22 protein-coding genes, 3 tRNA genes and 1 pseudogene are annotated in these 23,766 nt (G+C 71.0%); 7 read left to right on the forward strand and 19 right to left on the reverse strand.

Features of this window, described 5'->3' with window-relative positions:
* Positions 1–18: 18 nt before the first annotated feature.
* Together NZH93_RS42015 and NZH93_RS42020 are read left to right on the forward strand one after the other, a co-directional pair.
* A complete protein-coding gene (locus NZH93_RS42015) occupies positions 19–831 on the forward strand; it encodes a serine hydrolase domain-containing protein (protein ID WP_259628916.1) in 813 nt (270 codons plus the stop codon).
* Between the two features lie 78 nt (positions 832–909).
* On the forward strand, positions 910–1,803 hold the full coding sequence (locus NZH93_RS42020; RefSeq protein WP_259628917.1) for an SGNH/GDSL hydrolase family protein: 894 nt from the start codon (positions 910–912) through the stop codon (positions 1,801–1,803).
* A gap of 24 nt (positions 1,804–1,827) precedes the next feature.
* Here NZH93_RS42020 and NZH93_RS42025 read toward each other — a convergent pair whose 3' ends face one another.
* The 10 genes from NZH93_RS42025 to NZH93_RS42070 all read right to left on the reverse strand — a co-directional run bounded on the left by NZH93_RS42025 (position 1,828) and on the right by NZH93_RS42070 (position 9,206).
* A complete protein-coding gene (locus tag NZH93_RS42025) occupies positions 1,828–2,178 on the reverse strand; it encodes a hypothetical protein (RefSeq protein WP_259628918.1) in 351 nt (116 codons plus the stop codon).
* 64 nt (positions 2,179–2,242) lie between these two features.
* Entirely contained in the window at positions 2,243–2,704 is a 462-nt protein-coding gene (locus NZH93_RS42030) for a hypothetical protein (protein ID WP_259628919.1), read from the reverse strand.
* 77 nt (positions 2,705–2,781) lie between these two features.
* Positions 2,782–3,261: a sigma factor-like helix-turn-helix DNA-binding protein gene (locus NZH93_RS42035; RefSeq protein ID WP_259628920.1), complete on the reverse strand. Its 480-nt coding sequence runs from the start codon at positions 3,259–3,261 to the stop codon at positions 2,782–2,784.
* A gap of 287 nt (positions 3,262–3,548) precedes the next feature.
* Positions 3,549–3,621, reverse strand: a tRNA-Arg gene (locus NZH93_RS42040).
* Between the two features lie 37 nt (positions 3,622–3,658).
* A tRNA-Ser gene (locus NZH93_RS42045) sits at positions 3,659–3,748 on the reverse strand.
* Positions 3,749–3,919: 171 nt separating this feature from the next.
* The gene (locus NZH93_RS42050) at positions 3,920–5,890 is read right to left on the reverse strand and encodes an acetoacetate--CoA ligase (protein ID WP_259628921.1); all 1,971 of its coding nucleotides are present in this window, start codon (positions 5,888–5,890) and stop codon (positions 3,920–3,922) included.
* Positions 5,891–5,947: 57 nt separating this feature from the next.
* Positions 5,948–6,718 (reverse strand): ESX secretion-associated protein EspG, encoded by a 771-nt coding sequence (locus tag NZH93_RS42055; protein WP_259628922.1) that lies wholly within the window; start codon positions 6,716–6,718, stop codon positions 5,948–5,950.
* Positions 6,715–7,953, reverse strand: coding sequence for a PPE domain-containing protein (locus NZH93_RS42060; protein ID WP_259628923.1), 1,239 nt, complete (start codon positions 7,951–7,953; stop codon positions 6,715–6,717). Before NZH93_RS42060 ends, NZH93_RS42055 begins: the two co-directional genes overlap by 4 nt.
* Positions 7,953–8,417 (reverse strand): WXG100 family type VII secretion target, encoded by a 465-nt coding sequence (locus NZH93_RS42065; RefSeq protein ID WP_259628924.1) that lies wholly within the window; start codon positions 8,415–8,417, stop codon positions 7,953–7,955. The genes NZH93_RS42060 and NZH93_RS42065 overlap by 1 nt, the downstream gene beginning before the upstream one ends.
* Positions 8,418–8,519: 102 nt before the next feature.
* A complete protein-coding gene (locus NZH93_RS42070; RefSeq protein WP_259628925.1) occupies positions 8,520–9,206 on the reverse strand; it encodes a dienelactone hydrolase family protein in 687 nt (228 codons plus the stop codon).
* Positions 9,207–9,342: 136 nt separating this feature from the next.
* Here NZH93_RS42070 and hisC point away from each other — a divergent pair, with 136 nt between their 5' ends.
* Positions 9,343–10,413, forward strand: a complete 1,071-nt coding sequence (hisC, locus tag NZH93_RS42075; protein ID WP_259628926.1) for a histidinol-phosphate transaminase — start codon at positions 9,343–9,345, stop codon at positions 10,411–10,413.
* Here hisC and NZH93_RS42080 read toward each other — a convergent pair.
* The 4 genes from NZH93_RS42080 to NZH93_RS42095 all read right to left on the reverse strand — a co-directional run bounded on the left by NZH93_RS42080 (position 10,402) and on the right by NZH93_RS42095 (position 14,579).
* The gene (locus NZH93_RS42080; protein WP_372506988.1) at positions 10,402–11,142 is read right to left on the reverse strand and encodes a sulfite exporter TauE/SafE family protein; all 741 of its coding nucleotides are present in this window, start codon (positions 11,140–11,142) and stop codon (positions 10,402–10,404) included. The genes hisC and NZH93_RS42080 overlap by 12 nt on opposite strands.
* A 191-nt stretch (positions 11,143–11,333) precedes the next feature.
* Positions 11,334–13,244 (reverse strand): CARDB domain-containing protein, encoded by a 1,911-nt coding sequence (locus tag NZH93_RS42085; RefSeq protein ID WP_259628927.1) that lies wholly within the window; start codon positions 13,242–13,244, stop codon positions 11,334–11,336.
* 118 nt (positions 13,245–13,362) lie between these two features.
* Positions 13,363–13,794 (reverse strand): NUDIX hydrolase, encoded by a 432-nt coding sequence (locus tag NZH93_RS42090; RefSeq protein ID WP_259628928.1) that lies wholly within the window; start codon positions 13,792–13,794, stop codon positions 13,363–13,365.
* Between the two features lie 35 nt (positions 13,795–13,829).
* Positions 13,830–14,579: an SDR family NAD(P)-dependent oxidoreductase gene (locus tag NZH93_RS42095; protein WP_259628929.1), complete on the reverse strand. Its 750-nt coding sequence runs from the start codon at positions 14,577–14,579 to the stop codon at positions 13,830–13,832.
* A gap of 91 nt (positions 14,580–14,670) precedes the next feature.
* On the opposite strand from NZH93_RS42095, the gene NZH93_RS42100 reads away from it, so the two are divergent.
* Positions 14,671–15,279, forward strand: a complete 609-nt coding sequence (locus NZH93_RS42100) for a TetR/AcrR family transcriptional regulator (RefSeq protein ID WP_259628930.1) — start codon at positions 14,671–14,673, stop codon at positions 15,277–15,279.
* Between the two features lie 59 nt (positions 15,280–15,338).
* Here NZH93_RS42100 and NZH93_RS42105 read toward each other — a convergent pair.
* Both NZH93_RS42105 and NZH93_RS42110 read right to left on the reverse strand, forming a co-directional pair.
* Positions 15,339–15,423: transfer RNA gene (locus NZH93_RS42105), tRNA-Ser, on the reverse strand.
* Between the two features lie 14 nt (positions 15,424–15,437).
* Positions 15,438–15,914, reverse strand: a complete 477-nt coding sequence (locus NZH93_RS42110; RefSeq protein WP_259628931.1) for a MarR family winged helix-turn-helix transcriptional regulator — start codon at positions 15,912–15,914, stop codon at positions 15,438–15,440.
* Positions 15,915–16,054: 140 nt separating this feature from the next.
* Here NZH93_RS42110 and NZH93_RS42115 point away from each other — a divergent pair, with 140 nt between their 5' ends.
* The gene (locus tag NZH93_RS42115) at positions 16,055–17,767 is read left to right on the forward strand and encodes a bifunctional metallophosphatase/5'-nucleotidase (protein WP_259628932.1); all 1,713 of its coding nucleotides are present in this window, start codon (positions 16,055–16,057) and stop codon (positions 17,765–17,767) included.
* Between the two features lie 706 nt (positions 17,768–18,473).
* A complete protein-coding gene (ypfJ, locus tag NZH93_RS42120; protein WP_259628933.1) occupies positions 18,474–19,406 on the forward strand; it encodes a KPN_02809 family neutral zinc metallopeptidase in 933 nt (310 codons plus the stop codon).
* 63 nt (positions 19,407–19,469) lie between these two features.
* Here the strand turns inward: ypfJ and NZH93_RS42125 are convergent, their stop codons facing one another.
* Both NZH93_RS42125 and NZH93_RS42130 read right to left on the reverse strand, forming a co-directional pair.
* Positions 19,470–20,993, reverse strand: a complete 1,524-nt coding sequence (locus NZH93_RS42125) for a M28 family metallopeptidase (protein WP_259628934.1) — start codon at positions 20,991–20,993, stop codon at positions 19,470–19,472.
* A 79-nt stretch (positions 20,994–21,072) separates the two neighbouring features.
* Positions 21,073–21,705, reverse strand: a complete 633-nt coding sequence (locus NZH93_RS42130) for a GNAT family N-acetyltransferase (RefSeq protein ID WP_259628935.1) — start codon at positions 21,703–21,705, stop codon at positions 21,073–21,075.
* Between the two features lie 57 nt (positions 21,706–21,762).
* Between NZH93_RS42130 and NZH93_RS42135 the strand changes: the two genes are divergently transcribed.
* Positions 21,763–22,734: an NAD(P)H-quinone oxidoreductase gene (locus tag NZH93_RS42135; protein WP_259628936.1), complete on the forward strand. Its 972-nt coding sequence runs from the start codon at positions 21,763–21,765 to the stop codon at positions 22,732–22,734.
* A gap of 59 nt (positions 22,735–22,793) precedes the next feature.
* Here NZH93_RS42135 and NZH93_RS42140 read toward each other — a convergent pair.
* Positions 22,794–23,766, reverse strand: a pseudogene (locus NZH93_RS42140) (hypothetical protein); the annotation flags it as partial.

Consider the following 23,766-nt stretch of genomic DNA (forward strand, 5'->3'; position numbering starts at 1 on the left):
GACGTTAACGTTGGGACCATGGAGAGCCTGCGCGCGGTGTCCGAGTGGCCGGTCGACAACGCGGCGACCGCGGTCGTCACCTCCGACGGCCGCGTCGCGGGCAGCCACGGCGAGGTCCACCGGCCGTTCCCGCTCGCGTCCGTGACGAAGCCGCTCGTGGCGTACGCCGTGCTGGTCGCCGTGGAGGAGGGCGCGGTCGAGTGGGACCAGCCCGCGGGCCCCGAGGGTTCGACGCTGCGGCACCTCGTCGCGCACGCGTCCGGGCTCGCGTTCGACAGCCGCACGGCCCAGGCGTCCCCCGGCAGCAGGCGGATCTACTCCAATACCGGGTTCGAGGTGCTGGCGGAGACCGTGGAGGAGGCGACCGGGTTCGCGTTCCGCGACTACCTGGCCGAAGCCGTGTTCCAGCCGCTCGGCATGGGGTCGACCTCGCTGGACGGCAGCCCCGCCGCGGGCGCCGTGTCGACGGTGGCCGACCTGTCCCTGTTCGCCTCCGAGGTGCAGGCGCCGAAGCTCGTGTCGGCCGCGCTCGTAGAGGAGGCGACCGCGGTCGTGTTCCCCGGACTGGCGGGCGTCCTGCCGGGCTACGGCAACCAGCGCCAGAACGACTGGGGCCTCGGGTTCGAGATCCGCGACGGCAAGTCACCGCACTGGACGGGTTCGGCCAGCTCACCCGCCACGTTCGGCCACTTCGGCCAGAGCGGCACGTTCCTGTGGGTGGACCCGGTGGCGGGCGCGGCGTGCGTCGCGCTGGCCGATCGCGCCTTCGGTAAATGGGCGATCGAGACGTGGCCCGCGTTCACCGACTCGGTGTTGGCGGAACTGTCTTGAATGGCATTTCCTGACCGGGAATGAATAGGCCCGGTGCTAATGTCCGCCCCGTTCCGCTCGATGTGAATGGGGAGATCGATGAAAAAGCTCGGCACAGCGCTGTTCGCCTGCGCTCTCGCGTTCGCGGTCGCGCCTGCGGCCAACGCGGGAACAGCGAAGTCGTTGCAGGTCGTGGCACTGGGGGATTCCTACGCCGCAGGTACCGGCGCGGGCGACTACGAACCGGGAACGGAAGGCGTCTGCTACCGCAGCGCCAATTCGGCGGCGGCCGTCGTGGTGGCCGACCTTCGCTCACGGGGAAAGCAGGTGGACTTCACCAACGTGATGTGCAGCGGTGCCGCCATTCCCGATCTGAGCACCACTTTCAAGGAGCAGCCGCCCCAGTTGGACTCGCTTTCGAAGTCCACTGATCTAGTGCTGCTCACGATCGGCGGCAACGACGTCGGCTTCGCCGACTACGCCGGGATGTGCATCCTGTCCGACTGCACCGGCGCGGGCGCCCAGCTCGTCCTCGGCCAGTTGCCCGCCATGACCACCAAGCTCACCGCGCTGCTGGGTGACATCAAGCAGCGCAGCCCCCGCGCCCGCGTCGTCCTCGGCGGGTACGGCCGCGCCTTCACGCCCGGCGCCAACGCGCCCGACGTGCCGCTGGACCCGATCTGCGGCGACGGCATCCTCACGCTCCCGGAGCGCGCCGAGGGCGCCACCGTCTCCCAGGGCGTCGACCAGGCCATCCGCGACGGCGTGCGAGCGGCCCGCCAGCGCGGTGTGAACGCGGCCTACGCCAGCGCCTACCACGGGAACGGCACCCTGCGCGCCGAGTTCGAGGGCCACTCGGCCTGCCAGGGCGGCACCCCGTACTACCGTGGCTTCGACGCGCTGGCCCCCGGCCAGGAGGGCTCCGTCGCCGTCCTCCACCCGAGCAAGGCGGGCCAAGCCGCCTTCGCGACCCTGGTGGCGTGCGAGATCTAGCCGTTCGGGACGGGCGGCCCGCGCTCAGGCGGGCCGCTCGTCATCCCGCTGCGACTCCAGCCGCAGCGCCAGTTGCTGGAGCACCGCCGCCACGTCCGCGTCCTCGCACTGCTCCTCGTAGGCGTGCGCGACCGCCTGGAACCCCAGCGTCAGCCCGGCGGTGAACGCCGCCACCCGTGCCATGACCTGTTCCAGCGCCAGCCGGACGAACTCCGCCACGTCCTCCGTCGCGGCGTCGGGGACGGCCACGGAGTAGCTGAACACGTCCTCCTGGAGCAGCTTCAGCGCGAGGCGCAGGTCGTCCGCCTCGCCGTCCCCGCCGTGCATCAGCGTGAGCACACCGATGGCCCGCTGCATGATCTCCTCGTTGCGCATGACCAACGATCCCACCAGCCTGCCCGAACGCGGTGGAATAACACCCGCTCAGCCCCGTGCCGCCCTAGATGGGGACGACGAGCAGCGCCTTGCCCTGCGAGGCCGCGTACCCGAGCGTGTAGCCGGTCCCGCTCCCCTGGTCGCCGGACCGCGGGAAGCCGATCACCAGGTCGCTCTTGTCGACCATCCACCTGTTGCGCGCCAGGTAGGCGTCGATCCCGACCTCGTCGATGTCCAGCTCGACCAGTTCGGCCAGCCGCCCGGCCCCGTGCCACTTCAGGATCGCCGCCGAGGCCTGGTCGGGCTGGTCCCGCACGGTCCGCGGGACCACCACCGTCACCTCCGCCTTGGTCTCCTCGGCCAGCCACTCCAGCGCCGCCGTGTCGACCCCCACGGCTCCGCCCACGAAGAACCGCGCTTCGGCCACCGCGAACGGCAGCACGTAGTCCACGAACACCTCGACCAGGTCCTCGGTCGACAGGTGCTCCACAGCCCGAGCCCCGGTGATCGTCACGGACCGAGCCACTGCACACCCCCGCCATGGTCACCGAACAGCACAACGTTCTCACGTCCGCGCCGCGGTGCTCGACGGTGTCGGGTGTCCTACACCTTCTCCTTGCCCGTCCCGGTTTTCACCTGCTGCCGGAGCTCGTTCAGCGCCCGGTGCTGAACCACCCGAACCGCACCGGCCGTCATCCCCACCGCTTCGGCCGTGTCCTCGGCGGACAGCCCGACGACGACCCGCAGCAGCAGGATCTCCCGCTGCGCCTCGGGGAGCACCTGGACCAGTTCGGCCATCCGCACGGCCGGAACCCCACCACCGCGCACCTCGCCGACCTTCTTCAGCGCGACGCCGTAGACGAACGCCAACAACGACCCCCGCCGCCCCCGCCCGGCCAGCACAGCGGAACACACGTCCCGCGCCACCCCGTCCGCCACCGCGAACGAACCCCCTCGCCGCCCGATCCGAGCCCGGCAGTACCGGACCACGAACGGCCAGAGCGCCTCGACATCCACACCCCGCCCAGCCACCACCGACTGCCCCGCACAGTCACCGCCACCCTGGTCGACGTCCGTCCCCATCACCCGGCCTCCTCCACACCGCCACCCCGGCGTGATCGAGGGACGCGGCCGGGCCGTACGCGTGACGCGGTTCGACAACACTGTTGAGGACAATTTCGCCAAGCCACTCGAACGCACTAATCCCGGTGAGTCAGAAACAATGATTCCGACCATTGCGGAAAATTCCCCACCCGGCCCTGACCAGGGCACTTGCCCACCTTCGACGTGACGACCGACACGTGCGTCCGAGGTGGGTGAAAACGGTCAGGGCCCCTGTGGAAAATTCTCCACAGGGGCCCTGACCGGTATGCGCCCGAAGGGATTCGAACCCCTAACCTTCTGATCCGTAGTCAGATGCTCTATCCGTTGAGCTACGGGCGCGTATATTCAGTTGTCACCTGGCCGAAACCGGGTGTTGCGGAGGCTCCGGGATTTGAACCCGGGATGGGCGATAAACCCAAACCGCATTAGCAGTGCGGCGCCATAGACCAGACTAGGCGAAGCCTCCCGGAGCCCTCGGCTACGACGCATAGATTACACACACCCCGGCCTGGGTAGCAAAACGCCCCCTCCGAAGCGCTCGCCGGAGACGTAACGCCTGGTCAGAGCACTGCCTGAACACGTGCCGCCCTAGGTGAACGGCACGTGACGGGCGCATTGGTGATCTTCGTCTCCCCGACTACTTCCGGACGAGGTCGAGGAATGGCTGGAGGGAGTCCGGATTGCGCAGGGCGTCGCGGCTGACGGCTCGGTCCGGTGGGGTTCCGGCCAGGATCTTCTTGACCGGGACCTCGCACTTCTTGCCGTTCAGGGTGCGGGGGATCTCGTTCACGACAATGAACCTGTCCGGCACGTGCCGCGGGGACAGGTTGGTGCGGAGGCCGGTGCGGAGGGCCTTCTCCAGGTCTTCCGACAGGGTGCCGTCGTCCAGGACGAGGAAGCACAGGAGTTCGCCGTCCGGTTGGGCCGCGCCGGAGGTGTCGATGACCAGCGAGTCGGCCACGCCGGGCAGGGCTTCGACGACGCGGTAGAACTCGCTGGTGCCCATGCGGACGCCGCCGCGGTTCAACGTGGAGTCGCTGCGGCCGTAGATGACGGCCGAGCCCCTGGGCGTGACGCGGATCCAGTCCCCGTGCCGCCAGACGCCGGGGTAGTCGTCGAAGTAGGCCTCGCGCAGGCGGGTGCCGTCGGGGTCGTTCCAGAAGTGCACGGGCATGGACGGCATGGGCCTGGTGACGACGAGTTCGCCCACCTCGTCGACGACCTCGCGGCCCTGGTCGTCGTAGGCGGTGACGGCGGCGCCCAGCGCGCGGCAGGACAGTTCGCCCAACCAGACGGGCAGGTCGGGGGAGGCGCAGACGAACGCGGTGCAGAGGTCCGTCCCGCCGGACACGCTGGCGATCTGGACGTGGTCGCCCAGCGCCGAGGCGATCCAGCGGAAGCCCTCCGGGGTGAGCGGGGCGCCGGTGGAGCCGACGACGCGCAGCGCGGTGAGGTCGTAGCGGTCGGCGGGCCGCAGGTCCTCCTTGAGGCACGACTGGATGTACGGGGCCGAGGTGCCGAAGTAGGTGACGCGGTGCTGTTCCGCGAGGTGCCACAGGACGTTCAGGTCGGGGTGCGCCGGGCTGCCGTCGTAGAGGACGACGGTGGAGCCGACGAGGAGGCCTGCGATGACGTAGTTCCACATCATCCAGCCGGTGGTGGTGAACCAGAAGAAGCGGTCGCCGGGGCCGAGGTCGCCGTGCAGGCCGAGCATCTTGAGGTGCTCGACGACGATGCCGCCGTGGCCCTGCACGATGCCCTTGGGGAGCCCTGTGGTGCCCGAGGAGTACAGGACCCACAGCGGGTGGTCGAACGGGACCGGCTCGTGCTCCAGGGGCGCTCCGTCGTGCTTGGCGAGCAGCGCGGTCCAGTCGACCGCGTCCGGCAGGGTGCCGCCGACGTAGTCGACGAGCACGGTGGCCTTCAGCGAGCCGATCTCCGCGCGGAGCTTCTCCACGGTGGGCCGGACGTCGAAGGTGCGGCCGTTGTAGTGGTAGCCGTCGACGGCGATCAGCACCGTCGGCTCGATCTGGGTGAAGCGGTCCGAGATGGCGCGCGCGCCGAAGTCCGGGGAGCACGACGACCAGGTGGCGCCGATGCTCGCGGTGGCGAGGAACGCGATCAGCGCCTCCGGCGAGTTCGGCACGAGCGCCACCACGCGGTCGCCCCTGGTCACACCCAGTGCCAGCAGGCCCGCGCGAGCGGCGGCGACGCGGCGGCGGAGCGTGGCGAAGTCGAGTTGGGAGGCGTGGCCGTCCTCGCGGTGGAAGATCACCGCGAGGTCGTCGTCGGCCCGACCGGGGCCGGGGCGGAGGGCGTGCTCGGCGTAGTTCAGGGTCGCGCCGGGGAACCACTCCGCGCCGGGCATCGACTCGGACGCCAGCGCGCGGGTGGGCGGGGTGTGGAAGGCGACGTCGAAGAAGTCGGCTATCGCGGTCCAGAACGCTTCGAGGTCGGTCGTCGACCACGTCCACAGCTCGGCGTAGTCCGCGAAGTCGAGTCCGCGTTCGGCCCGCAGCCAGTCGCGGAACGCGGCCACGCGGGTGTCCGCGACCCGGTCCGGGTCGGGCTGCCACAGGAGTTCGGCCTCGGCGTTCGTGTCGCTCATACCCCGTTCCTAGCCGATCCGGCGGCCGAGAACCACAGGTGGAGCCCACACAACTCGTCAGCCGCGGCCGGCGTCCGCCACCAGGTCCTCCAGCTCGGACGTCAGCCTGCCGTGGTCGGCGGGGGCGAGGATGAACCAGCCGCCGTCCTGGCGCACGAGGTAGCGGCCTTCGCGGCTGTCCATCCACGAGAGGGTCCGGCCGGTGGGCTGGGCCTGCCCGGAGCGGCCGCGGGCGACCAGGCCGACCTGGCCGCCGCCGCTGCGGGTCGTCACGGCGCGCACCAGCGTGTTCGCCTCGGGTTCGCGCACCCCGGCGTACCGGAGTGACTCCAGGAAGCCCTCCACGCCGTCGCGTTCGCCCGCCTGGCCCGCGGCCAGGTAGTCGTCCCACCGGAGGTTCACCGACCGGCCCGAGCCCGCTGGGACGGCCGGGAGGGTGGACGCGGTGATCGACGCCAGCGCGGTCGGCCGGAACGCGGCGAGCTGGATCTGCTCGCCGACGCGCGCGACGAACGCGCCGTGCCAGCCCGCCGTGGCCAGGCCGCGCGCCGTCTCGCCGCGACGGGAGAACACCAGGTCCAAGCCGACGTCGAACTCGACCAGCCCGCGCAGCAGCGCGTGCAGCTCGCCGTCGGGCCTCGCGACCGTGCCGAGGCCGCGGGCGGACAGCGTGCGCGAGCACGTCTCCACCAGTTCGGCGCGGTCGGCCTCGGTGCGGCCGTAGTGCCTGGCGCCGACCGGGGCGGGGTGGCGGTCGCCGTGCACCGATCTCCACAGGGTGAAGAACTCCTGCGGCGCCAGCCGGAAGACCCTGGGTTCCTCGGTCACGTGCCGATCACCGGCGGCGCGGCCTTCTTGTCGATCCCGAACAGGTTGTCGTCCTCTTCGAGGTACCGGGCCCGGTGGTGGCCGGACTCCTCGTCGCGGCCCGCCATGGGCGCTCCGGCCATCGGCGCGCCCATCATGCCGCCGCCGGGGACGCCCGCACCGCCGGAGACCTTGGGGGCCTGGGGGTTCGAGGACGGCGCCGCCGCGGCACGGGAGTCCGCGCCGCCGATGACGCCGCTGGAGCCGCCGTGGCCGAACGGGGAGGGCGGGGCGCCCGCACCACCCGCGCCACCGCCGGACGACGACCCGGTGCCGGAGTAGCCGCCCGTCGAGAAGCCGCCACCGCGGGCCGCGGGGGCGAACCCGCCGCCACCCGCGTGGCCGCCACCGCCGGAGGTCGACGTGCGACCCGCCACGGGTGCGCCCGCGGGCTGGCCGGAGCCAACCACGACCGGCGTGCCGTCGGTGCGGGCCACCGGGGTGCCGCCGGGGTCGAGGGTGGTGACCGGGGGGACCGGGGTCGGGGCGACCGGGTTCACCGGCGGGCTGAACGCGGGCACGGTCTGGTCGACCGCGAACGAGCCCTGCTGGAACGCGGCCATCACGTCGGCGGCCGCGCGGTGACCCGCGTCGGCGGCGGCGATCTCGTTCACGACCGGCGCCCCCACCAGGTCGATGCCGGTGAACGGCGACCTCGTGGTCGGCTGCCCGAGCAGCGACGTGTCGACGGGGGTCAGCCCGTCGGTGCGGAGCCGGTCGATCGCGGACACCGGCGTGGCGGTCGGCGTCGGCGCGACCACCTGGTCGACCGGCGGCACGGGCGTGGGGACCGGGGCGGGCTTCGGCATCTGCTCGCGCGCCGTCACCACGTGCTCGATCTCCAGGCTGATGCACTCGGCGACGTTGGTGGCGTGGTCGCTGGTGTTCTCCGCCCACTTCACCACGGTGAGCAGGCCGTCGCGCGCCTTCTCCGCGGACACGCCCTCCCACCCGCTCGACGAGGCGAAGATCGCGCTGATCAACTGGTCCTTCACCTCGGCCAGCGTGGTGCCGAGCGTGGTCCAGTTGTCCTTGACCGTCGCGGCGCTGGTGAGGTCGACGCCCGTGTGCACCATGTCGTAGAGCTCCTGGTGCGAGTAGGTCATCCAGTCGACCTTCTCCCCCAGCTCCGACGGCTCCTTCTGCGGCGGCTGCGGGTACGGGTTCGGCGGGTTTTCCCTGCGGTCGCCCGGCATCAGCCCTTACCACCCATCGTGTGTGCGAGGTCCTCGTCGTGGTCCTCGGTGTTCTTCGCCGCCTGCCGGACGGTCGCCTCCACGTCCTCCAGCACGTCCATGAACTCGCGGATCACGAACACGGCGGATTCCTGGTCCCCCACGGCGACTTCGCGCAGCCGTCGGCTGATCGAGCGGCCGACCCAGTTGTCGCCGAACTGGAGCGGGATGTCGAGCTGGTCGCGGACGGCGTCGTACAGGTCCTGGACGCGGTCGCGCGCGTCGGCGATGGCCTTGATCAGCTCGTCGGCGGAACCCTTGTCCAGTGCGATCTTGCCGGTATCCACCGCCCGGTCGACGGCGGCGACGGCGCTGTGCGCCGAGTCGAGGTCCGCCTGCGCGATGGTGGTGAAGTTCGGCCGCAGCGCGACCGTTTCCGCCACCGGGACGGGTTGCCCCGGCGGCACGGCGTTGTCCTCAGCCATCTGCTAACCCCCTTGCAGGCGAAGTGCCCGCACCTCTACCGCGGATACCTCTTCTTAGATGTACCCGTGACGTCGTTCGGTTCCAATCCGCCGGAAAGAGGTTTACCGCAGGTGCGAGTCGAACCAGTTCAGCACGCGGTGCCACGCCTCCGCGCTCGCCGCGGGCGAGGTGTCGAAGCGGTGGCTGGAATCCGCGAACCGCACGACGTCCGTCGCGACCTCCGCCGAGGCCGCCGCGTCGCGCAGCTTCTCCACCTCGACGAGCCCGATCGCCCCGTCCTCGTCGCCGTAGAGCCCGAGCCACGGGCAGGTCAGTTCCGCCGCGACCTCCACCAGTGACGGCAGGCCCTCCGCCAGCGGGGTGAGGATCCCGCCGCCGCCGATCGTGACGGCCGCGCCGATGGTCCGGCTCCCCGCGACGACCATCGCGACCGAGCCGCCGAGGTCGAAGCCCAGCACGCCCATCCGGTCCGCGGGGACGCCCTGGTCGCCGAGCCACACGAAGGCGACGTCGGTGTCCGCCAGCACGGCTTCCCCGGACAGCCTGCGGACCTGGTCCGGCACGTCGCCGTCGGACACCTCGTCCGCGTCGTGGTAGAGGTGGGGCGCGACCACCAGCCAGCCCTCGTCGGCGAGCGTGCCGACGAGGCCGCGCACGGTGTCCGTGACGCCGCGGGCTTCGTGCAGGACGACCAAGCCGCCGCGAACGGCGTTCTCCGGCTCGGCGACGGTCAACCGGAGCTCTCGGCCGTCGGTGAGCGGAATCGTCTCGGTCCGGGTCTGAGTCATCGGTCTACCCTTCCACGCCGAGGTGAACAGCCGTCAACGTGACCAACCAGACGGACCACTGTCCCCGACCACCGGTTTGAGGGGATAACGTCCAGCTCAGGCCCGCTCCGGTGCTGGCCGGAAGGAGTTCTCCCCCATGACCGTGCGAACCCGCGCCGATCTGGACGCGTTGCCGTCCTACGTGCCCGGCAAGACCGTGCCGGGTGCGATCAAGCTGGCCAGCAACGAGGTGTCGGCCGGTCCGCTGCCCAGCGTCGTGCGGGCCGTCGCGGAGGCGGCGACCGCGATGAACCGCTACCCGGACACCGGGTGCGCCGAGCTGGTCGACCGGCTCGCCGACCGGTTGGGTGTGCCCGCGGGCCAGGTCGCGACCGGCAGCGGCTCCGTGACCCTGTGCCAGCAGCTCATCCAGGCCACCTGCGCCGACGGCGACGAGGTGCTGTTCCCGTGGCGCTCGTTCGAGGCGTACCCGCTGCTCACACACGTCGTCGGCGCCGCGCAGGTGCGCGTCCCGGTGACCGCCGGGCACGCGCTGGACCTGGACGCGATGGCCGCGGCGATCACGCCCAGGACCCGGCTGGTGTTCGTGTGCAACCCGAACAACCCGACCGGCACCGCCGTGCGCTCCGGTGAGCTGGAGGAGTTCGTCGCGAAGGTCCCGGACGACGTGCTGGTCGTGGTCGACGAGGCCTACAAGGAGTTCGTCGACGACCCGCACGTGCCGGACGGCGTCGAGTTCGCCAAGACCCAGTGGGCGCGGGGCCGCGAGAACGTGGCCGTGCTGCGGACGTTCTCCAAGGCGTACGGCCTCGCCGGGCTGCGGGTCGGCTACGCCGTGGCGTCCGAGCCGGTCGTGGAGACGCTGCGCAAGGTGTACGTGCCGTTCGCGGTGAACTCGCTCGCCCAGGTCGCCGCCATCGCGTCGCTCGACGCCGAGGACGAGCTGATGGAGCGGTGCCGCGCGATCGTCGCCGAGCGGGGCCGGGTGCGCGGCGCGCTCCTCGGCCTCGGGTTCGACGTGCCGGAGTCGCAGGCGAACTTCGTCTGGCTGCCGCTGGGCGAGCGGACGCTGGAGTTCAACGACCACTGCCTGGCGCACAAGGTCGTCGTGCGCGCGTTCGCCGGTGACGGCGCGCGGGTCACGATCGGCGAGCCGGACGAGAACGACGCGTTCCTCGCCGCCGCGGAGGCCTGGTCAGCCCAGTAGGAGCTTCCCGATCGCGACGAGGCCCACGACCACGATGATGGCGCGGAGGGCGGTCGGCGGCAGTTTGCGGCCGACCTTCGCGCCGATCTGGCCGCCGACGACCGAGCCGAGCGCGAGCAGCAGCACGGCCGTCCAGGCGACGTCGGCGATGAAGATGAACAGGATGCCCGCGACCAGGTTCACGAACGCGGTCAGCACGTTCTTCAGCGCGTTCAACCGCTGGAGGTGCTCGGTGATCAGGACACCCATCATGCCCATCACCAGCACCCCCTGCGCCGCGCCGAAGTAGCCGCCGTAGACGCCACCGGCGAACACCCCGAACCACAGCAGCAGCCCGCCGTCCGCGGGTCGCTGCGCCGTGCGCTCGGCCAGTTTCCGGTTCAGCCACGGCTGCGCGACGACCAGCACCAGCGCGATGACGATCAGCACCGGCACGATCGCCGAGAAGGCCTTCTCCGGGAGCGTGACGAGCAGGATCGCGCCGACGACCGCCCCCAGCACCGACGCGGGCAGCAGCCGCTTGATCCGCGCGCCCTGGCCCTTCAGCTCCTCGCGGTAGCCGAACGCGCCGCTCAGCGACCCCGGCACCAGGCCGAGGCTGTTGGACACGTTCGCCACCACCGGCGGGTAGCCGACCGCGAGGAGCACCGGGAACGTGATGAGCGTGCCGGAACCGACCACGGTGTTGATCCCGCCCGCGAACACGCCCGCGATCACCAGGGCGAGCATTTCGAGCGGTTCCAGCGACGTCACGCCGTCTCCCCAGGTCGTCCGGTCAAACCAGCACTATGCACCGCCCGGTCTTCGAGACGTCCTCTGTGTGGCACGTGCGACAGTCCACCAGGTGGCCGCCGAGGGGGCAGAACGGACCTCGGGGTGGTGCCGCCGTGCGACACCACCCCGAGGACGAAGCCGGAGAACTAGTCGGACTTCCTCCGGCGGCGGCCGAGGAGCACCGCGCCGAGGCCCAGGGCCAGCACGAGGACGCCGAGCAGCGAGATGCCGATGACGCTGGCGCCCGTGTAGGCGAGGTTCTCGTTCTCGTCGCCGTCGTTCTGGGTGGAGGTGGTGGTCGTGGTCGGCGGGGTCGTGGTGGTCGTGGTCGGTGCGACGGCGACCTTCGCCGTGGCCTCGGCGGTGACGAACGCCGTGCCGACCTTCGCGCCGAAGGAGCAGCGGACCACGACTTCACCGCGGTCGCGCGCGGCCTGCGGGATGGCCGTGGTGACGTCGACGGTCTTCGTCCCGTCGGCCGCGAGGTCGACGCCGGGGCCGTCGAGCTTCAGCGCGCCCCACGCGTCGGTGTCGTTGCGCAGGTCGCCGCCGTCGACGCAGCGGGCGACGACGGTCATCGGGGCGTCCGACCTGTTGGTCAGGGTGATCTTGAGGGTCGCGTCGGCGTCCGGCGCGAAGGTGTCCGCGGTGAACGCGATCGTCGCGCCCAGCTCGGGGTCGGCTTCCGGGTCGGCGACGACGGGGCCGGGGACGACGGACAGGGCCAGGACGTTGTCGGCGCCGCGCCGGATCGGGACGACGTGGTCGATGCCGCCCGACCCGGCGTCCTTCCACGGGCCGAGCGCGACCACGTTGACGTCGCCCGCGGGCAGGCCCTTGATGGACCAGGCGCCGTCGGCGCCGCTGGTCGTGCGGCCGAGCAGGGCGCGGGTCCTCGGGTGCAGCGCGACGAGCCCCACGCCCACCAGCGGCTGGTCGCCGTGCCGGATGTCGCCCTTGACGTCACCGGTCGCGCCGACGACGTCGGCCCGGTCGGACGCTTCGGCGTAGCCGTCGGTGAACTCGCCGTTGTCGCCGAACGCGCACCGCGCGGCCACCGCGCCGGAGTCGTACGCGCCGTCCGGCACGACGTCGGTGACCCGGACGACCTCGGTCTCGCCCGCGCCGACCCGGACGCCCGGCCCGCCGGGGGCGAGCGGGGCCCAGCCGGGGCCGGTGCCGGGGAGCAGGTGGTCAGCCTCGGACCGGCAGACGGCGACGACGCCGGTCAACGCCTCGGTGCCCCTGTTGGTGAGCGTGACGGCGAGCCCGACCTGGTCGGACTTGCCGTAGCCGTCCTTCTCGAAGTCGAGCTTCGCGGTCAGCGCCTCGGAGACCGGGCGGACGGCGCCGAGTTCGAGCAGCGTCTCCTTGCCGGACTCGACGGTGAACACGCTGCTGCCGGGCTTCACCACGAAACCGCCCGCGCCGCCGAAGCGCAGCCGGTGCGTGCCCGCGGGCACGTTGCGGAACGAGAACCGGCCGTCCCCGTCCGTCACGGCCTTCAACGACACGACGGGTGAACCGCCGGTGCTGGTGAACTCGATCCCGGCCTTGCCCTCGCCCGCGTCGACCTTGCCGTCACGGTCGGCGTCGACGTAGACGGTCCCGTTGACCGCGCCCAGCGAGTTCCCGATGGCGGCCTTCGCGGTGAACTCGTTGTCCGCCGGGGTCGGGTCGACGGCACCGTCGACGTCGACCCTGCCGAAGAACGTGGCGGTGACCTCGTTGGTGTTGCGCTGCCTGCCGACCACGACGGCGGTGTGCCGCTGACCGGGTTCTAGCCGCTTGACGTCCTTGGCCTTCTCGTACTCCTCGGGCGACACCTCGTAGTTCGCCCTGAGGTCGAACTTGAGCCCCTCGGCGGCGGCGGTGCCGACGTTCTCGACCGTCACCGTCGCCGCGAGGTCCGCGCCGGGCGGGTACTCGCCCTGGCCGTAGGAGATCGTCAGCCTCAGGTCGGCCTGGCCCTTGGCGGGTTCGGCCGACGCGGCGCCTGCGAACGTTCCGGCCAGCAGCAGCGCCAAGGCCGCCGACGCCATCGATCTAGCGGACACGATTGCTTCCCCCCACGGGAATGACGCGCGAGCGGTGCGCGTTGGTGCGTTCGGACCAGTCGGCGGTGAGCACGACGCGGTGGACGACCACGGTACCGCTCAGGACGGGTTTTTCGGGCTACCAGCCGAAAACACCGGACGTCGTCCCGTCCAGGTAACCGCGGACGCCCGCCAGCGCGTACGGGATCACGTTGTCCGGCAACCGGTCCCGCCGGAACCACGCCACCTCGTAGCACTTGTCCGGCTCCCGGTTGACCGGCTCACCCGCCCACCGCCGCGCCTCGAAGAACAACCCCAGCCGCGGCTCCACCCCCGCGCCCCGCGCGTGCACCACGTGCACGAGCCGCAGGTCCGCCTCGGCGATCCGCACCCCGACCTCCTCGTCGGCCTCCCGCACCGCCGCGGCCACCACCGACTCCCCCGCCTCCAGCTTCCCGGCGGGCAGGTGCCACATCCCGTCCCCGTAACTGCCGCGCCGCTTGGACAGCAGCACCTCGTCACCGCGGACCAGGAGCAGGTGGACGTCGATCACGGCGAGCCTCTCGGACATCGCCGCAGTCTCCCGGACGCCTGCCCGCCGCGGTGTCAGATCTGGTTCTCGCCGCCGTCGACGTACAGGTTGGCGCCCATCACGAAGCTGCTGTCCGAGGAGGCGAGGAAGGCCACGGCGGCGGCGACCTCCTCCGGACGTCCCGTCCGGCCCATGGCAACGTTTGCGCCCAGGTTCTCCTTGAAGGCCGCCGAGTTCTCCTCGCCGACGAGTTCGGTGATGCCGGAGGTGTCGATCGGGCCCGGCGAGATCGCGTTGACCCGGATGCCGCGGCCCTTCAGCTCGTTGGCCCAGGTGCGCGCGAACGACCGGACGGCCGCCTTGGACGCGGCGTACACGCCGAACGCCTCCGCGCCGTGGTCGGCGGCGGTGGAGGCGTTGAGGATCACCGAGGCGCCGTCGTTGAGCAGTGGCAACGCCTTCTGCACGGTGAACAGGGTGCCGCGGACGTTGACGTCGAAGGTCTGGTCGAAGTGGTCGGCGGTGATCTGCTCCAGCGTCGCGAACGCCGCGGTGGCCGCGTTCGCGAACAGCACGTCGAGACCTCGACCGCGGGCGCGGACCGCGTCGTACAGCCGGTCCAGGTCGGCCGGGTCGGTGATGTCGCCCGGCACGGCGGTGACCCCCGCGCCGATGAACTCGACGGCCTCGTCCAACTCGGTCTTGCGCCTGCCGGTGATGAACACGTGCGCCCCCTCGGCGACCAGCCGCGCGGCGGTGGCCCGACCGATGCCCCGCGTGCCGCCACCGGTGACGACGGCGGTCTTGCCTTCGAGCTTGCCCATTCCTACCTCCACATAGTTCAGCACCGATCGGTACTGAAGGTGACCGTAGCACTTCCAGACCGCCTGGTACCGAAGAGGTAGGATCGGGTTCATGGACGTAGCCAGGAGATCGCCGATCGGCAGGCCGCGCGGCTTCGACGCCGACGAGGCGCTCGGGCGGGCGATGGTCGTCTTCTGGCGGCAGGGCTACGAGGGCGCCAGCCTGGCCGACCTGACCAGTGCCATGGGCATCACGAAGACCAGCATGTACGCGGCCTTCGGCAACAAGGAGGAGCTGTTCCGCAAGGCCCTCGCGCGCTACGCCGACGGGCCTGCCGCGTACGTCGCCAAGGCCATCGCCCTGCCGACCGCGCTGGAGGTCGCCACGGCGTTCCTCGACGGCTCCGTCTGCGCGAGCACCCAACCCGGCTTCCCCATCGGCTGCCTCGGCGTCCAGGGCGCACTGGCCGCGGGCGAGAACGGGCTGGCCATCCGCGACACCCTGGCCGTCTGGCGCGACGAGGGCCGCACCCACCTCCACGACCGCTTCCGCCAAGCCGTGGACGACGGCGACCTACCCCCCGACGCCGACCCGGACCTGCTCGCCCGGTACGTCATGACCGTCGCCAACGGCATCGCCGTCCAAGCCGCGGGCGGCTCGAGCCGCGACGACCTCCAACGAGTCGCCGCCGCGTCCCTGCGGAACTGGCCACTGACCTGACCGGTACCCACAACGGAAAAAGACGACCCACCCACCGGTGAGCCGTCTTCGTCACTTTGCGGAAGCGGAGGGATTTGAACCCCCGGATGGTTTCCCATCTTCCGCTTTCAAGGCGGATGCATTCGGCCGCTCTGCCACGCTTCCCTACGCGGGTGAGGTTACCCGTCGAGTGACCGCAGGTGTGCCTTGACCCGGTCGAACACCTTGGCCAGCACCTCCTGCTCCTCGGCTGTCAGCAGGTCGATCATGTGGTCGCGCACGCCGTTGACGTGGGTGGGCGCGGCGGTTTTCAGGGCTTGCAGGCCGCGGTCGGTGAGTTCGGCCAGTACGCCGCGGCCGTCCTGGTCGCATTCGCGGCGGTGGAGGAGGCCTTCGCGTTCCATGCGGGCGACCTGGTGGGAGACGCGGCTCTTGGAGGAGGCGACGTCGTCGGCGAGTTGGGACATCCGCATGGAGCAGCCGGGCTGTTCGGAAAGCCGAACCATCAGCTCGTAGTCGGCCAGCGACAGTCCGTGGCCGGTCTGCAACTCGCGGTGCAGGCGGTCCTCCAGCATCGCGGCCGCGGTCACGTAGTTGCGCCACGCGCGCATCTCGTCCTGATCGAGCCAACGCGGCTCCTGCCCGGCATCCGTCACACCCGCCAGGTTAATCCCGCGAGGCCACCACATCTCCATTCGCCGACAACCACCTTCCGCATCTGGTTTCCGGCTGCCAGGCGGGGCAAACTCCTCCGCCGTAGCGCGCCTGCCTACTCAGGCGCCAAGCAGGAGGAAACATGAGCTCGTTCAGACGGACCGTCGCGCTCGCGGCGACCGCCGGGGTCGGACTGGCGATCACGTTCGCCGGCAGCCCCGCCCAGGCCGATGTCGACGCGCAGCGCGCCCAGCGCACCGTGGACGTCCGCCTGATCGGCATCAACGACCTGCACGGGAACATCGAGCCGCCGACCGGCTCGTCGGGCCGTGTGACGCTGGCCGACGGCACGCAGGTGAACGCCGGTGGCGCCGCGTACAACTCGACGCACATCAAGAACCTGCGGGCGCAGGTGAAGAACTCGGTGGTCGTCGGGCAGGGCGACCTGATCGGCGCTTCGCCGATCGTGTCGGCGCTGTTCCACGACGAGCCGACGATCGACATCCTGAACAAGGTCGGGATGAACACGACCGCGGCGGGCAACCACGAGTTCGACGAGGGCTACCGGGAGCTGCTGCGCATCCAGCACGGCGGCTGCCACCCCGTCGACGGCTGCCAGTTCAACGACCGGTACACCGGCGCGAAGTTCCCGATCCTGGGCGCGAACGTGACCAAGGTGAACAGCGGCCTGCCCGCGCTGCCGCCGTTCTGGGTGGAGATCCGCGACGGCGTGCCGATCGGCTTCATCGGCATGCCGCTGAAGGACGTGCCGATCCTGGTCGACCCGAACGGGATCAAGGAGCTGGCGTTCGGCGACGAGGTCAAGGCCGCGAACAAGTACGCGGACCTGCTGAACCTGATCGGCATCAAGTCGATCGTGCTGCTCGTGCACCAGGGCGACCAGACCGCGGCGAACGGCGGCCCCAACGGCTGCACGAACACGCCCGGCCCCGGCCAGTTGATCGCGGAGAAGGTCAGCCCGAAGATCGACGTCGTGTTCAGCGGCCACAGCCACCAGCACTACAACTGCACGGTGAAGGACCCGGCGGGCAACAACCGCCCGTTCATCGAGGGCCTCGCCTTCGGCCGTGAGCTGTCCGTCGTCGACCTGAAGATCGACCGCAAGACCCGCGACGTCGTCCGCTCGGAGACCAAGGCCGAGAACAAGATCGTCACCCAGGACGTCACGCCGGACCCGGCCATCCAGGCCGTGATCGACAAGGCGAAGACCAAGTCGGGCCCGATCGCGAACCGGCAGATCGGCACCGTCTCCGCCGACATCCTCCGCGCGCAGGCCCCGACCGGCGAGTCGCCGCTCGGCAACCTGATCGCGGACTCCCAGCTCGCCGCCACCACCGGCAACGGCGCGGTCGTCGCGCTGATGAACCCCGGCGGCGTGCGCGCCGACCTGACGTTCCCCAGCTCCCCCGCGGGCGAGGGCAACGGCGTGGTCACCTACGGCGAGGCGTTCACCGTCCAGCCGTTCGGCAACATCCTGCAAACGGTCACGCTCACCGGCGCGCAGCTCAAGACCGTGCTGGAGCAGCAGTGGTCGGCGACGCGGCAGATCGTCCTGCAACCGTCGGCGAACCTGACCTACTCCTGGTCGACCAGCGCGGCCATCGGCTCGAAGATCTCCAACCTGGCGATCAGCGGTACGCCGGTCGACCCGGCGGCGAACTACCGCGTGACGATCAACAGCTTCCTCCAGGGCGGCGGCGACGGGTTCCCCGGCTTCACCGTCGGCACCGAGATCACCGGCGGCGGGATCGACCTGGACGCCTTCGCGGCGTACCTCGGCTCGCACCCGAACCAGGCGCCCCCGGCGCTCGGCCGCATCACCACCACCCCGTAGTCCGCGTTCCCCGTGGGCGGTTCGAGCAGGGTCCCACCTGCCGGACCGCCCACGGGCACGTTCAGGGACGCGGAACGCAATTCCGATTCGCTTCTCGGCTGCGGGAAGAAGATCCGAAAAGGATCGTCGACCAATAGCCCGGATATGATCTTCCACGTCGCGGACAACTCTCCGCGATCATTGTTCGCCCGCCACTCACCCTTGTGGCGTGGAAAAGCTTCACCACTTCCGGGACCCGCGAACTGTTGTGGTTCGAGCTGATCAAGCGCATAGTCGTTGCAGGGACAGACCACCGAAGAATCCGAAAAGTTATAGGCGGTGGCACTCCCGGAAGGGGTCAGGTGGTGCCATGCAGGTAACTCTTCGCAGTGATGCTCGTCGTCCGCTGCATCCCCGCGATCGGACCTGATCTCACGATCCGGTCGCGAATGCGAGCAGCGAAATGCCAGGTATCGGGTGCGCAGGCGCCACCGGTGTCATCCGCGCACGTCGACGCTGTTGAGCTCGACATCGGTTCCCTCTCAGGAGCGGCACTGGCCGAGTTCCACGCCAACCTCGCGACGACGGCGATCGTCATTTCCCACCAAGTAGTGCCAGGGTGCGGTGCCTCGACGTCGGGGTGCCGCACCCTGGCGCGCGTAATCCGCGACCGGGCGCGCGCGGGGCTATCGTGTGCCGCCTAAGGGCCTTGGCGGGAGGACACGCGGTGCAGTTCAACGAGGATGCCGAACTCGACACGTCCCAGGTCGACGACCAGCGCGGCGGTGGCGGCGGTGGGGTCGGCGGACGGGTCGCCCTCGGCGGCGGCGGTCTGGGGATCGTCGGCCTGGTCATCTACTTCCTGCTGTCCCAGTTCGCCGGTGGCGGCGGGGGCGGGTTCCAGTTGCCGTCCGGCTCCGGGTTCGGCGACGTGGGCCAGAACCAGCAGGTCGACTCGGCCGCGATCCGCGAGAAGTGCCGGACGGGCGCGGACGCGAACCGCGAGGACGACTGCCGCGCGGTGGCGTTCATCAACTCCATCCAGGCGTACTGGTCCGACCAGTACGCGCGCTCCGGCAACACCTACAAGCCCGCGCAGACCAACTTCTTCCAGGGCGGCGTGAACACCGGCGGCTGCGGCAGCGCGACGTCCGCGTCCGGGCCCTTCTACTGCCCGGCGGACTCCGAGGTCTACATCGACCTGGCGTTCTTCCAGGAGCTGAAGACCACGTTCGGCGCCACCGGCGGCCCGTTCGTCGAGGCGTACGTGCTGGCCCACGAGTACGGCCACCACATCCAGAACCTCCTCGGCACGTCCGGCAGGGTCAAGCAGGGCACCGGCCCGCAGTCGGACTCGGTCCGGCTGGAACTCCAGGCCGACTGCTACGCGGGCGCGTGGGCGAACCACGCCACGACCGTCCCGACGGCCTCCGGCAAGCCCCTCATCACCGGCGTGACCGACGACGACATCAACGCCGCGCTGGACGCCGCGGGCCGCATCGGCGACGACTACATCCAGAAGGAGCTGGGCGGCGGCAAGGTCGACACGACCCAGTTCAGCCACGGTTCCTCGGCGCAGCGGCAGAAGTGGTACCGCGCGGGCTACGACAGCGGCGACCCCGCCCGCTGCGACACGTTCGGCACGAACAACCTGGGCTGAGCCCCACAACGCGAAGAGGCGCCCCCGGAGACTCTCCGGGGGCGCCTCTTCCTGGCTGAGCCCTTACGAAGCGGCCGCGTGCGAGTGGTGCGCGGCGACGGCCACGCGGGCCTTCGCCGCGCGGGCCTCGGCGCGCTTCGGACGCGGCGGCACGCCGTTCACGTCCTCGGTGCTGACGCCGTACGACGCGGTCACCCAGGCGATGGCGTCGGCGTTGCGGTCCAGGGCCACCCGGTCGAGGTTGCCCAGGTTGTCGCAGGCCTGGTGGTAGCACTTGTCGTACGCCACACCGGCCGTGCCGCCCCACTTGGCGGCCTGGGAGGCCGTCTTGACGCCCTCGGCTCCGGTGAACAGGCCACCGGCGGGGATGCCGACGGCGATGAACTCGCCGTAGTCCGAACGACCGGAGAAGTCCGTGCCCTCGGTCTCCACGTTCTTGCCGGCCTTCAGGTAGTCGACGAAGGCCTTCTCGATCTGGGCCGAGCCGTAGGGGCCCGCGCCCGCGCCGACCGCGTCGGAGTCGTCACCGTCGTAGACGAAGTACGCGGCGTTCGGCGAGGCGACCATGTCGAAGTTCAGGTACAGCGCGATGTCGAGCTGCTGCTCGAACGTCAGCGCCCGCACGTACTCCGTGGAGCCGATGAGCCCCAGCTCCTCGGCGCCCCACCAGGCGAAGCGGACCGCGTTGGAGACCTTCGGCTTGGCGCCCAACTGGAGGGCGGTCTCCAGCAGCGACGCGGAGCCCGAGCCGTTGTCGTTGATGCCCGCGCCCGCCTCGACGCTGTCGAGGTGCGACCCGGCCATCACGACGTTGTCCTTGCGGCCGGTCTTGGTCTGCGCGATGACGTTGCGCGCCACCTTCAGGTCCTCGTGGTACCGCATGTCCAGCGTGACGGACTGGCCCGCGCTGCCGAACAGGGCCGTGCCGTCGGCCTGCGTGACGCCACCGGTGGGCACGACGCCGGGCTGGCCTAGCGTCACGCCCGACAGCGGGCCCGCGGTGTTGTTGGCGACGATGACGCCGATGGCGCCCGCGGCGGCCGCGTTGCGGTGCTTGATGTCGAACGTGCACGCGCCGCGGCGGATCAGGGCGATCGAGCCGGTGAAGTCCTGGCCCGCGAAGTCGGTCGCCTCACAGCCGGGCGTCGCGTCCTCCGGCACCGCCCGCAGCGGACCGGTGATGCCACCGACCGGCGTCTGCGGCGAGAGTTCCATCGGGATGGCCTCGTACGTCGCCGCGCCGACCTTGGCGGTGGCCGCGTCGGTCACCTGGACCGGGTAGGTGAACTCCGGCGTCGTGACGTCGAAGCCCGCGCCGCGCAGCTTGCCCGCGACGTACTCCACGCTCGCCTCGTAGCCGGGCGTGCCGACCGCGCGCGTCCCCCCGTTGCGGTCCGACAGGCGCTGGAACGCGATGAGGTGGCGGTTGACGCCGTCGGACGAGACGGCTTTGACGAGCTTCTTCGCCAGTGCCGGCCCGGCGGGCTCGGCGGTGGGACCCGCGGATGCGGTCGGCGCGACGAAGAGCGCCAGCGCGGCGGCGGCCGCGACCGCGCTGTAGCCAGCGCGTCGTGTTCTTCCGGACATGATCGAGCTCCCCAATCGTTCGGATGCAGAACCATGCATAGATCGACTGTCCGAAATCAATCCGTCACTCGGAGGGTTCTCACCCGGTGAGCAGGTCGAGACACGCTGTGAGCCCCGTCACGTCGACCTTCCAGCCCGGTCGCGCGAGCCGATCGCGGGTGACCAGGAACCGCACGTCCTCGGTCGACCTGCCGCGGCGGACGGTCAGCGACGTGCCGTCCTCGACGTACCCGAGCTTCTCGCTGACGCTCCTCGACTTCGGGTTCCCGGTGGCCGCCGCCGACCGGGCCTGGACGGCGTCGAGGTGGTCGAACGCGAACATCAGCACCGCCGCGCGCATCTCCGTGCCGATGCCCCTGCCCTGGTGCTCCATGCCGATCCACGAGCCGCTGCTCACCTCGCGGAGGACGCCGAAGTCGACCGCCTGCAACGACTGGGTGCCGACGACCCGGCCGTCGAGCCGGACGAGGAAGTTGAGCTCCCAGTTCGCCGGGGCGAGCCGGGCGCGCACCCCCCAGTAGAACTGGAGCATGTTGCGCCCGACGTCCTCCGGCGCGGCGTCGGTCCACTCGTAGGCGAACGGCATCTCGTCGGGCGGGTGCACGCCGCGGCGGGCTTGCTCGGCGAGTTCGAGGAGGCCCTCGTCGTCGTCCGGGCGCAGCTCCAGCCGGGGTGTGCGGAGCACCAGGTGTCGGAAGGGCCACGGGTCCATGCCCGCTGATGCTGCCGGGCGCGGCGCCGGGTGCGCGACCGGATTACCTTCGGAGCCATGTACGCGATCACGATTCGTGAACCAGGCGGCCCGGACGTGCTGGAGTGGACCGAGGTCCCCGATCCCGTCCCCGGTCCGGGCGAGGTGCTGCTGGACGTGGCGGCGAGCGCGCTGAACCGCGCCGACCTGTTGCAGCGCCAGGGCTTCTACCCGCCGCCGCCGGGCGCGTCGGAGATCCTCGGCATGGAGTGCTCCGGCACGGTCGCCGCGCTCGGCGAGGGCGTCACGGGCTGGCGGGTCGGCGACGAGGTGTGCGCGCTGCTGGCGGGCGGCGGTTACGCCGAGAAGGTCGCGGTGCCCGCCGCGCAACTCCTGCCGCTGCCCGACGGCGTCGACCTGGTGACCGCCGCGGCGCTGCCGGAGGTGGCGTGCACGGTGTGGTCGAACGTCGTCCTGCACGCCGGGCTGCGCGCGGGTGAGCTGCTGCTGGTGCACGGCGGCGCGGGCGGCATCGGCACGCACGCCATCCAGGTCGGCAAGGCGCTCGGCGCGCGGGTCGCCGTGACGGCGGGGTCGGACGAGCGGCTCGCGCGGTGCGCGGAACTCGGCGCGGACATCACCGTCAACTACCGCGAGCAGGACTTCGTCGCGGAGGTGGGGGCCGCGGACGTCGTGCTGGACAACATGGGCGCGAAGTACCTGGACCGCAACGTCGACGTGCTCGCGCTCGGCGGCAGGCTCGTCGTGATCGGCCTCCAGGGCGGGGTGTCCGGCGAGCTGAACCTCGGCAAGCTGATGGCGAAGCTCGGCAGCGTCTCCGGCACCCGGCTGCGCAGCAGGCCAGTCGACGGGCCCGGCAGCAAGGGCGAGATCGTCGCGGCCGTGCGCGAGGGCCTGTGGCCGCTGATCGCCGCGGGGAAGGTGCAGCCGATCGTCCACGACGTCGTGCCGATGCGGGAGGCGGGCGCGGCGCACCGGGCGTTGGAGAGCGGCGGCGACGTGTTCGGCAAGCTGCTGCTGAAGACCTAGGGAACGGGAAAGCGGGGCCGACGTGGAGTCGGCCCCGCTTTTGATCACCTCGTGGCTAGTCAGACCCGGACGGCCCAGGCGTTGCCGCCGTCGCCCGCCGGACCGGAGTGGCCACCGACCGTGGAGCTGTGGTTGGAGGCGTCGCCGGTGTCACCGGTCGGCCCGGTGTGACCCGAGTCGCCCGACGTCACCGAGGTCCACGACTTCGTGCCCTCGTGGTGCTTCCAGCCGTTGTGCTTGGTCCAACCGGAGTGCTTCCAGCCGTCGTGCTTGCTCCAGCCGGAGTGCTTCCAGTCGCTGTCGTGCTTCCAGCCGTGGCCGTTGTTCCAGTTCTGGCCATCGGTGTAGGTGATGGCGGTGTTGCCACCGGTGGCGCCGGAGTTGCCGGAGTCACCCGAGTTGCCGGTCGTGGCGGTGTTCGAGCTGGTGGCGTCGCCACCGTTGCCCGAGTTGCCGCCGTTGCCCGCGACAGCGGACGCCGAGCCGGACTCGTCGTGGTTCCACTTGTTGCCGTGGTTCCAGTTCTTGCCGTGGCCCCACTTGTCGTCGTTCTTCGGCGCGAGGGCGATGGCGTTACCGCCGTCACCGGCCGGGCCGGAGGTGCCGCCGACGGTGCTGCTGTGGTTCATCGCGTCGCCCGTGTCGCCGGTCGCCCCGGTGTTGCCGGAGTCACCCGAGGTCACGGTGGTGGTGGACTCGTCGTGGCTCCAGTGCTCGCCGCCACCGCCGAGGGTGTTCACGATCGCGGTGTTGCCACCGGTCGTGCCCGAGTCGCCCGAGTTGCCGGAGTCGCCGGTCGTGGCGGAGTTCGAGCTGGTGGCGTCGCCACCGTTACCCGAGTCCCCACCGTTGCCCGCGACAGCGGTCACGTCGGAGTCGTCGTGGTTCCACTTCTTGCCGTGGCCCTCGTTGCCCGCGGCCACGGCGTCGCCACCGTCACCGGCCGGGCCGGAGTTCCCGCCAACCGCGCTGCTGTGGTTGGTCGCGTCACCCGTGTCGCCGGTCGCACCCGTGTTGCCGGAGTCGCCCGAG

This window comes from Umezawaea endophytica (assembly GCF_025061645.1).
GTDB lineage: Bacteria > Actinomycetota > Actinomycetes > Mycobacteriales > Pseudonocardiaceae > Umezawaea > Umezawaea endophytica.

Coding starts and splice junctions, on each gene's coding strand:
- NZH93_RS42015 (WP_259628916.1), top strand. CDS start 19: ATGGAGAGCCTGCGCGCGGTGTCCGAGTGGCCGGTCGACAACGCGGCG.
- NZH93_RS42020 (WP_259628917.1), top strand. CDS start 910: ATGAAAAAGCTCGGCACAGCGCTGTTCGCCTGCGCTCTCGCGTTCGCG.
- NZH93_RS42025 (WP_259628918.1), bottom strand. CDS start 2,178: ATGCGCAACGAGGAGATCATGCAGCGGGCCATCGGTGTGCTCACGCTG.
- NZH93_RS42035 (WP_259628920.1), bottom strand. CDS start 3,261: ATGGGGACGGACGTCGACCAGGGTGGCGGTGACTGTGCGGGGCAGTCG.
- NZH93_RS42050 (WP_259628921.1), bottom strand. CDS start 5,890: ATGAGCGACACGAACGCCGAGGCCGAACTCCTGTGGCAGCCCGACCCG.
- NZH93_RS42060 (WP_259628923.1), bottom strand. CDS start 7,953: ATGCCGGGCGACCGCAGGGAAAACCCGCCGAACCCGTACCCGCAGCCG.
- NZH93_RS42065 (WP_259628924.1), bottom strand. CDS start 8,417: ATGGCTGAGGACAACGCCGTGCCGCCGGGGCAACCCGTCCCGGTGGCG.
- NZH93_RS42070 (WP_259628925.1), bottom strand. CDS start 9,206: ATGACTCAGACCCGGACCGAGACGATTCCGCTCACCGACGGCCGAGAG.
- hisC (WP_259628926.1), top strand. CDS start 9,343: ATGACCGTGCGAACCCGCGCCGATCTGGACGCGTTGCCGTCCTACGTG.
- NZH93_RS42080 (WP_372506988.1), bottom strand. CDS start 11,142: ATGCTCGCCCTGGTGATCGCGGGCGTGTTCGCGGGCGGGATCAACACC.
- NZH93_RS42090 (WP_259628928.1), bottom strand. CDS start 13,794: ATGTCCGAGAGGCTCGCCGTGATCGACGTCCACCTGCTCCTGGTCCGC.
- NZH93_RS42095 (WP_259628929.1), bottom strand. CDS start 14,579: ATGGGCAAGCTCGAAGGCAAGACCGCCGTCGTCACCGGTGGCGGCACG.
- NZH93_RS42100 (WP_259628930.1), top strand. CDS start 14,671: ATGGACGTAGCCAGGAGATCGCCGATCGGCAGGCCGCGCGGCTTCGAC.
- NZH93_RS42115 (WP_259628932.1), top strand. CDS start 16,055: ATGAGCTCGTTCAGACGGACCGTCGCGCTCGCGGCGACCGCCGGGGTC.
- NZH93_RS42125 (WP_259628934.1), bottom strand. CDS start 20,993: ATGTCCGGAAGAACACGACGCGCTGGCTACAGCGCGGTCGCGGCCGCC.
- NZH93_RS42130 (WP_259628935.1), bottom strand. CDS start 21,705: ATGGACCCGTGGCCCTTCCGACACCTGGTGCTCCGCACACCCCGGCTG.
- NZH93_RS42135 (WP_259628936.1), top strand. CDS start 21,763: ATGTACGCGATCACGATTCGTGAACCAGGCGGCCCGGACGTGCTGGAG.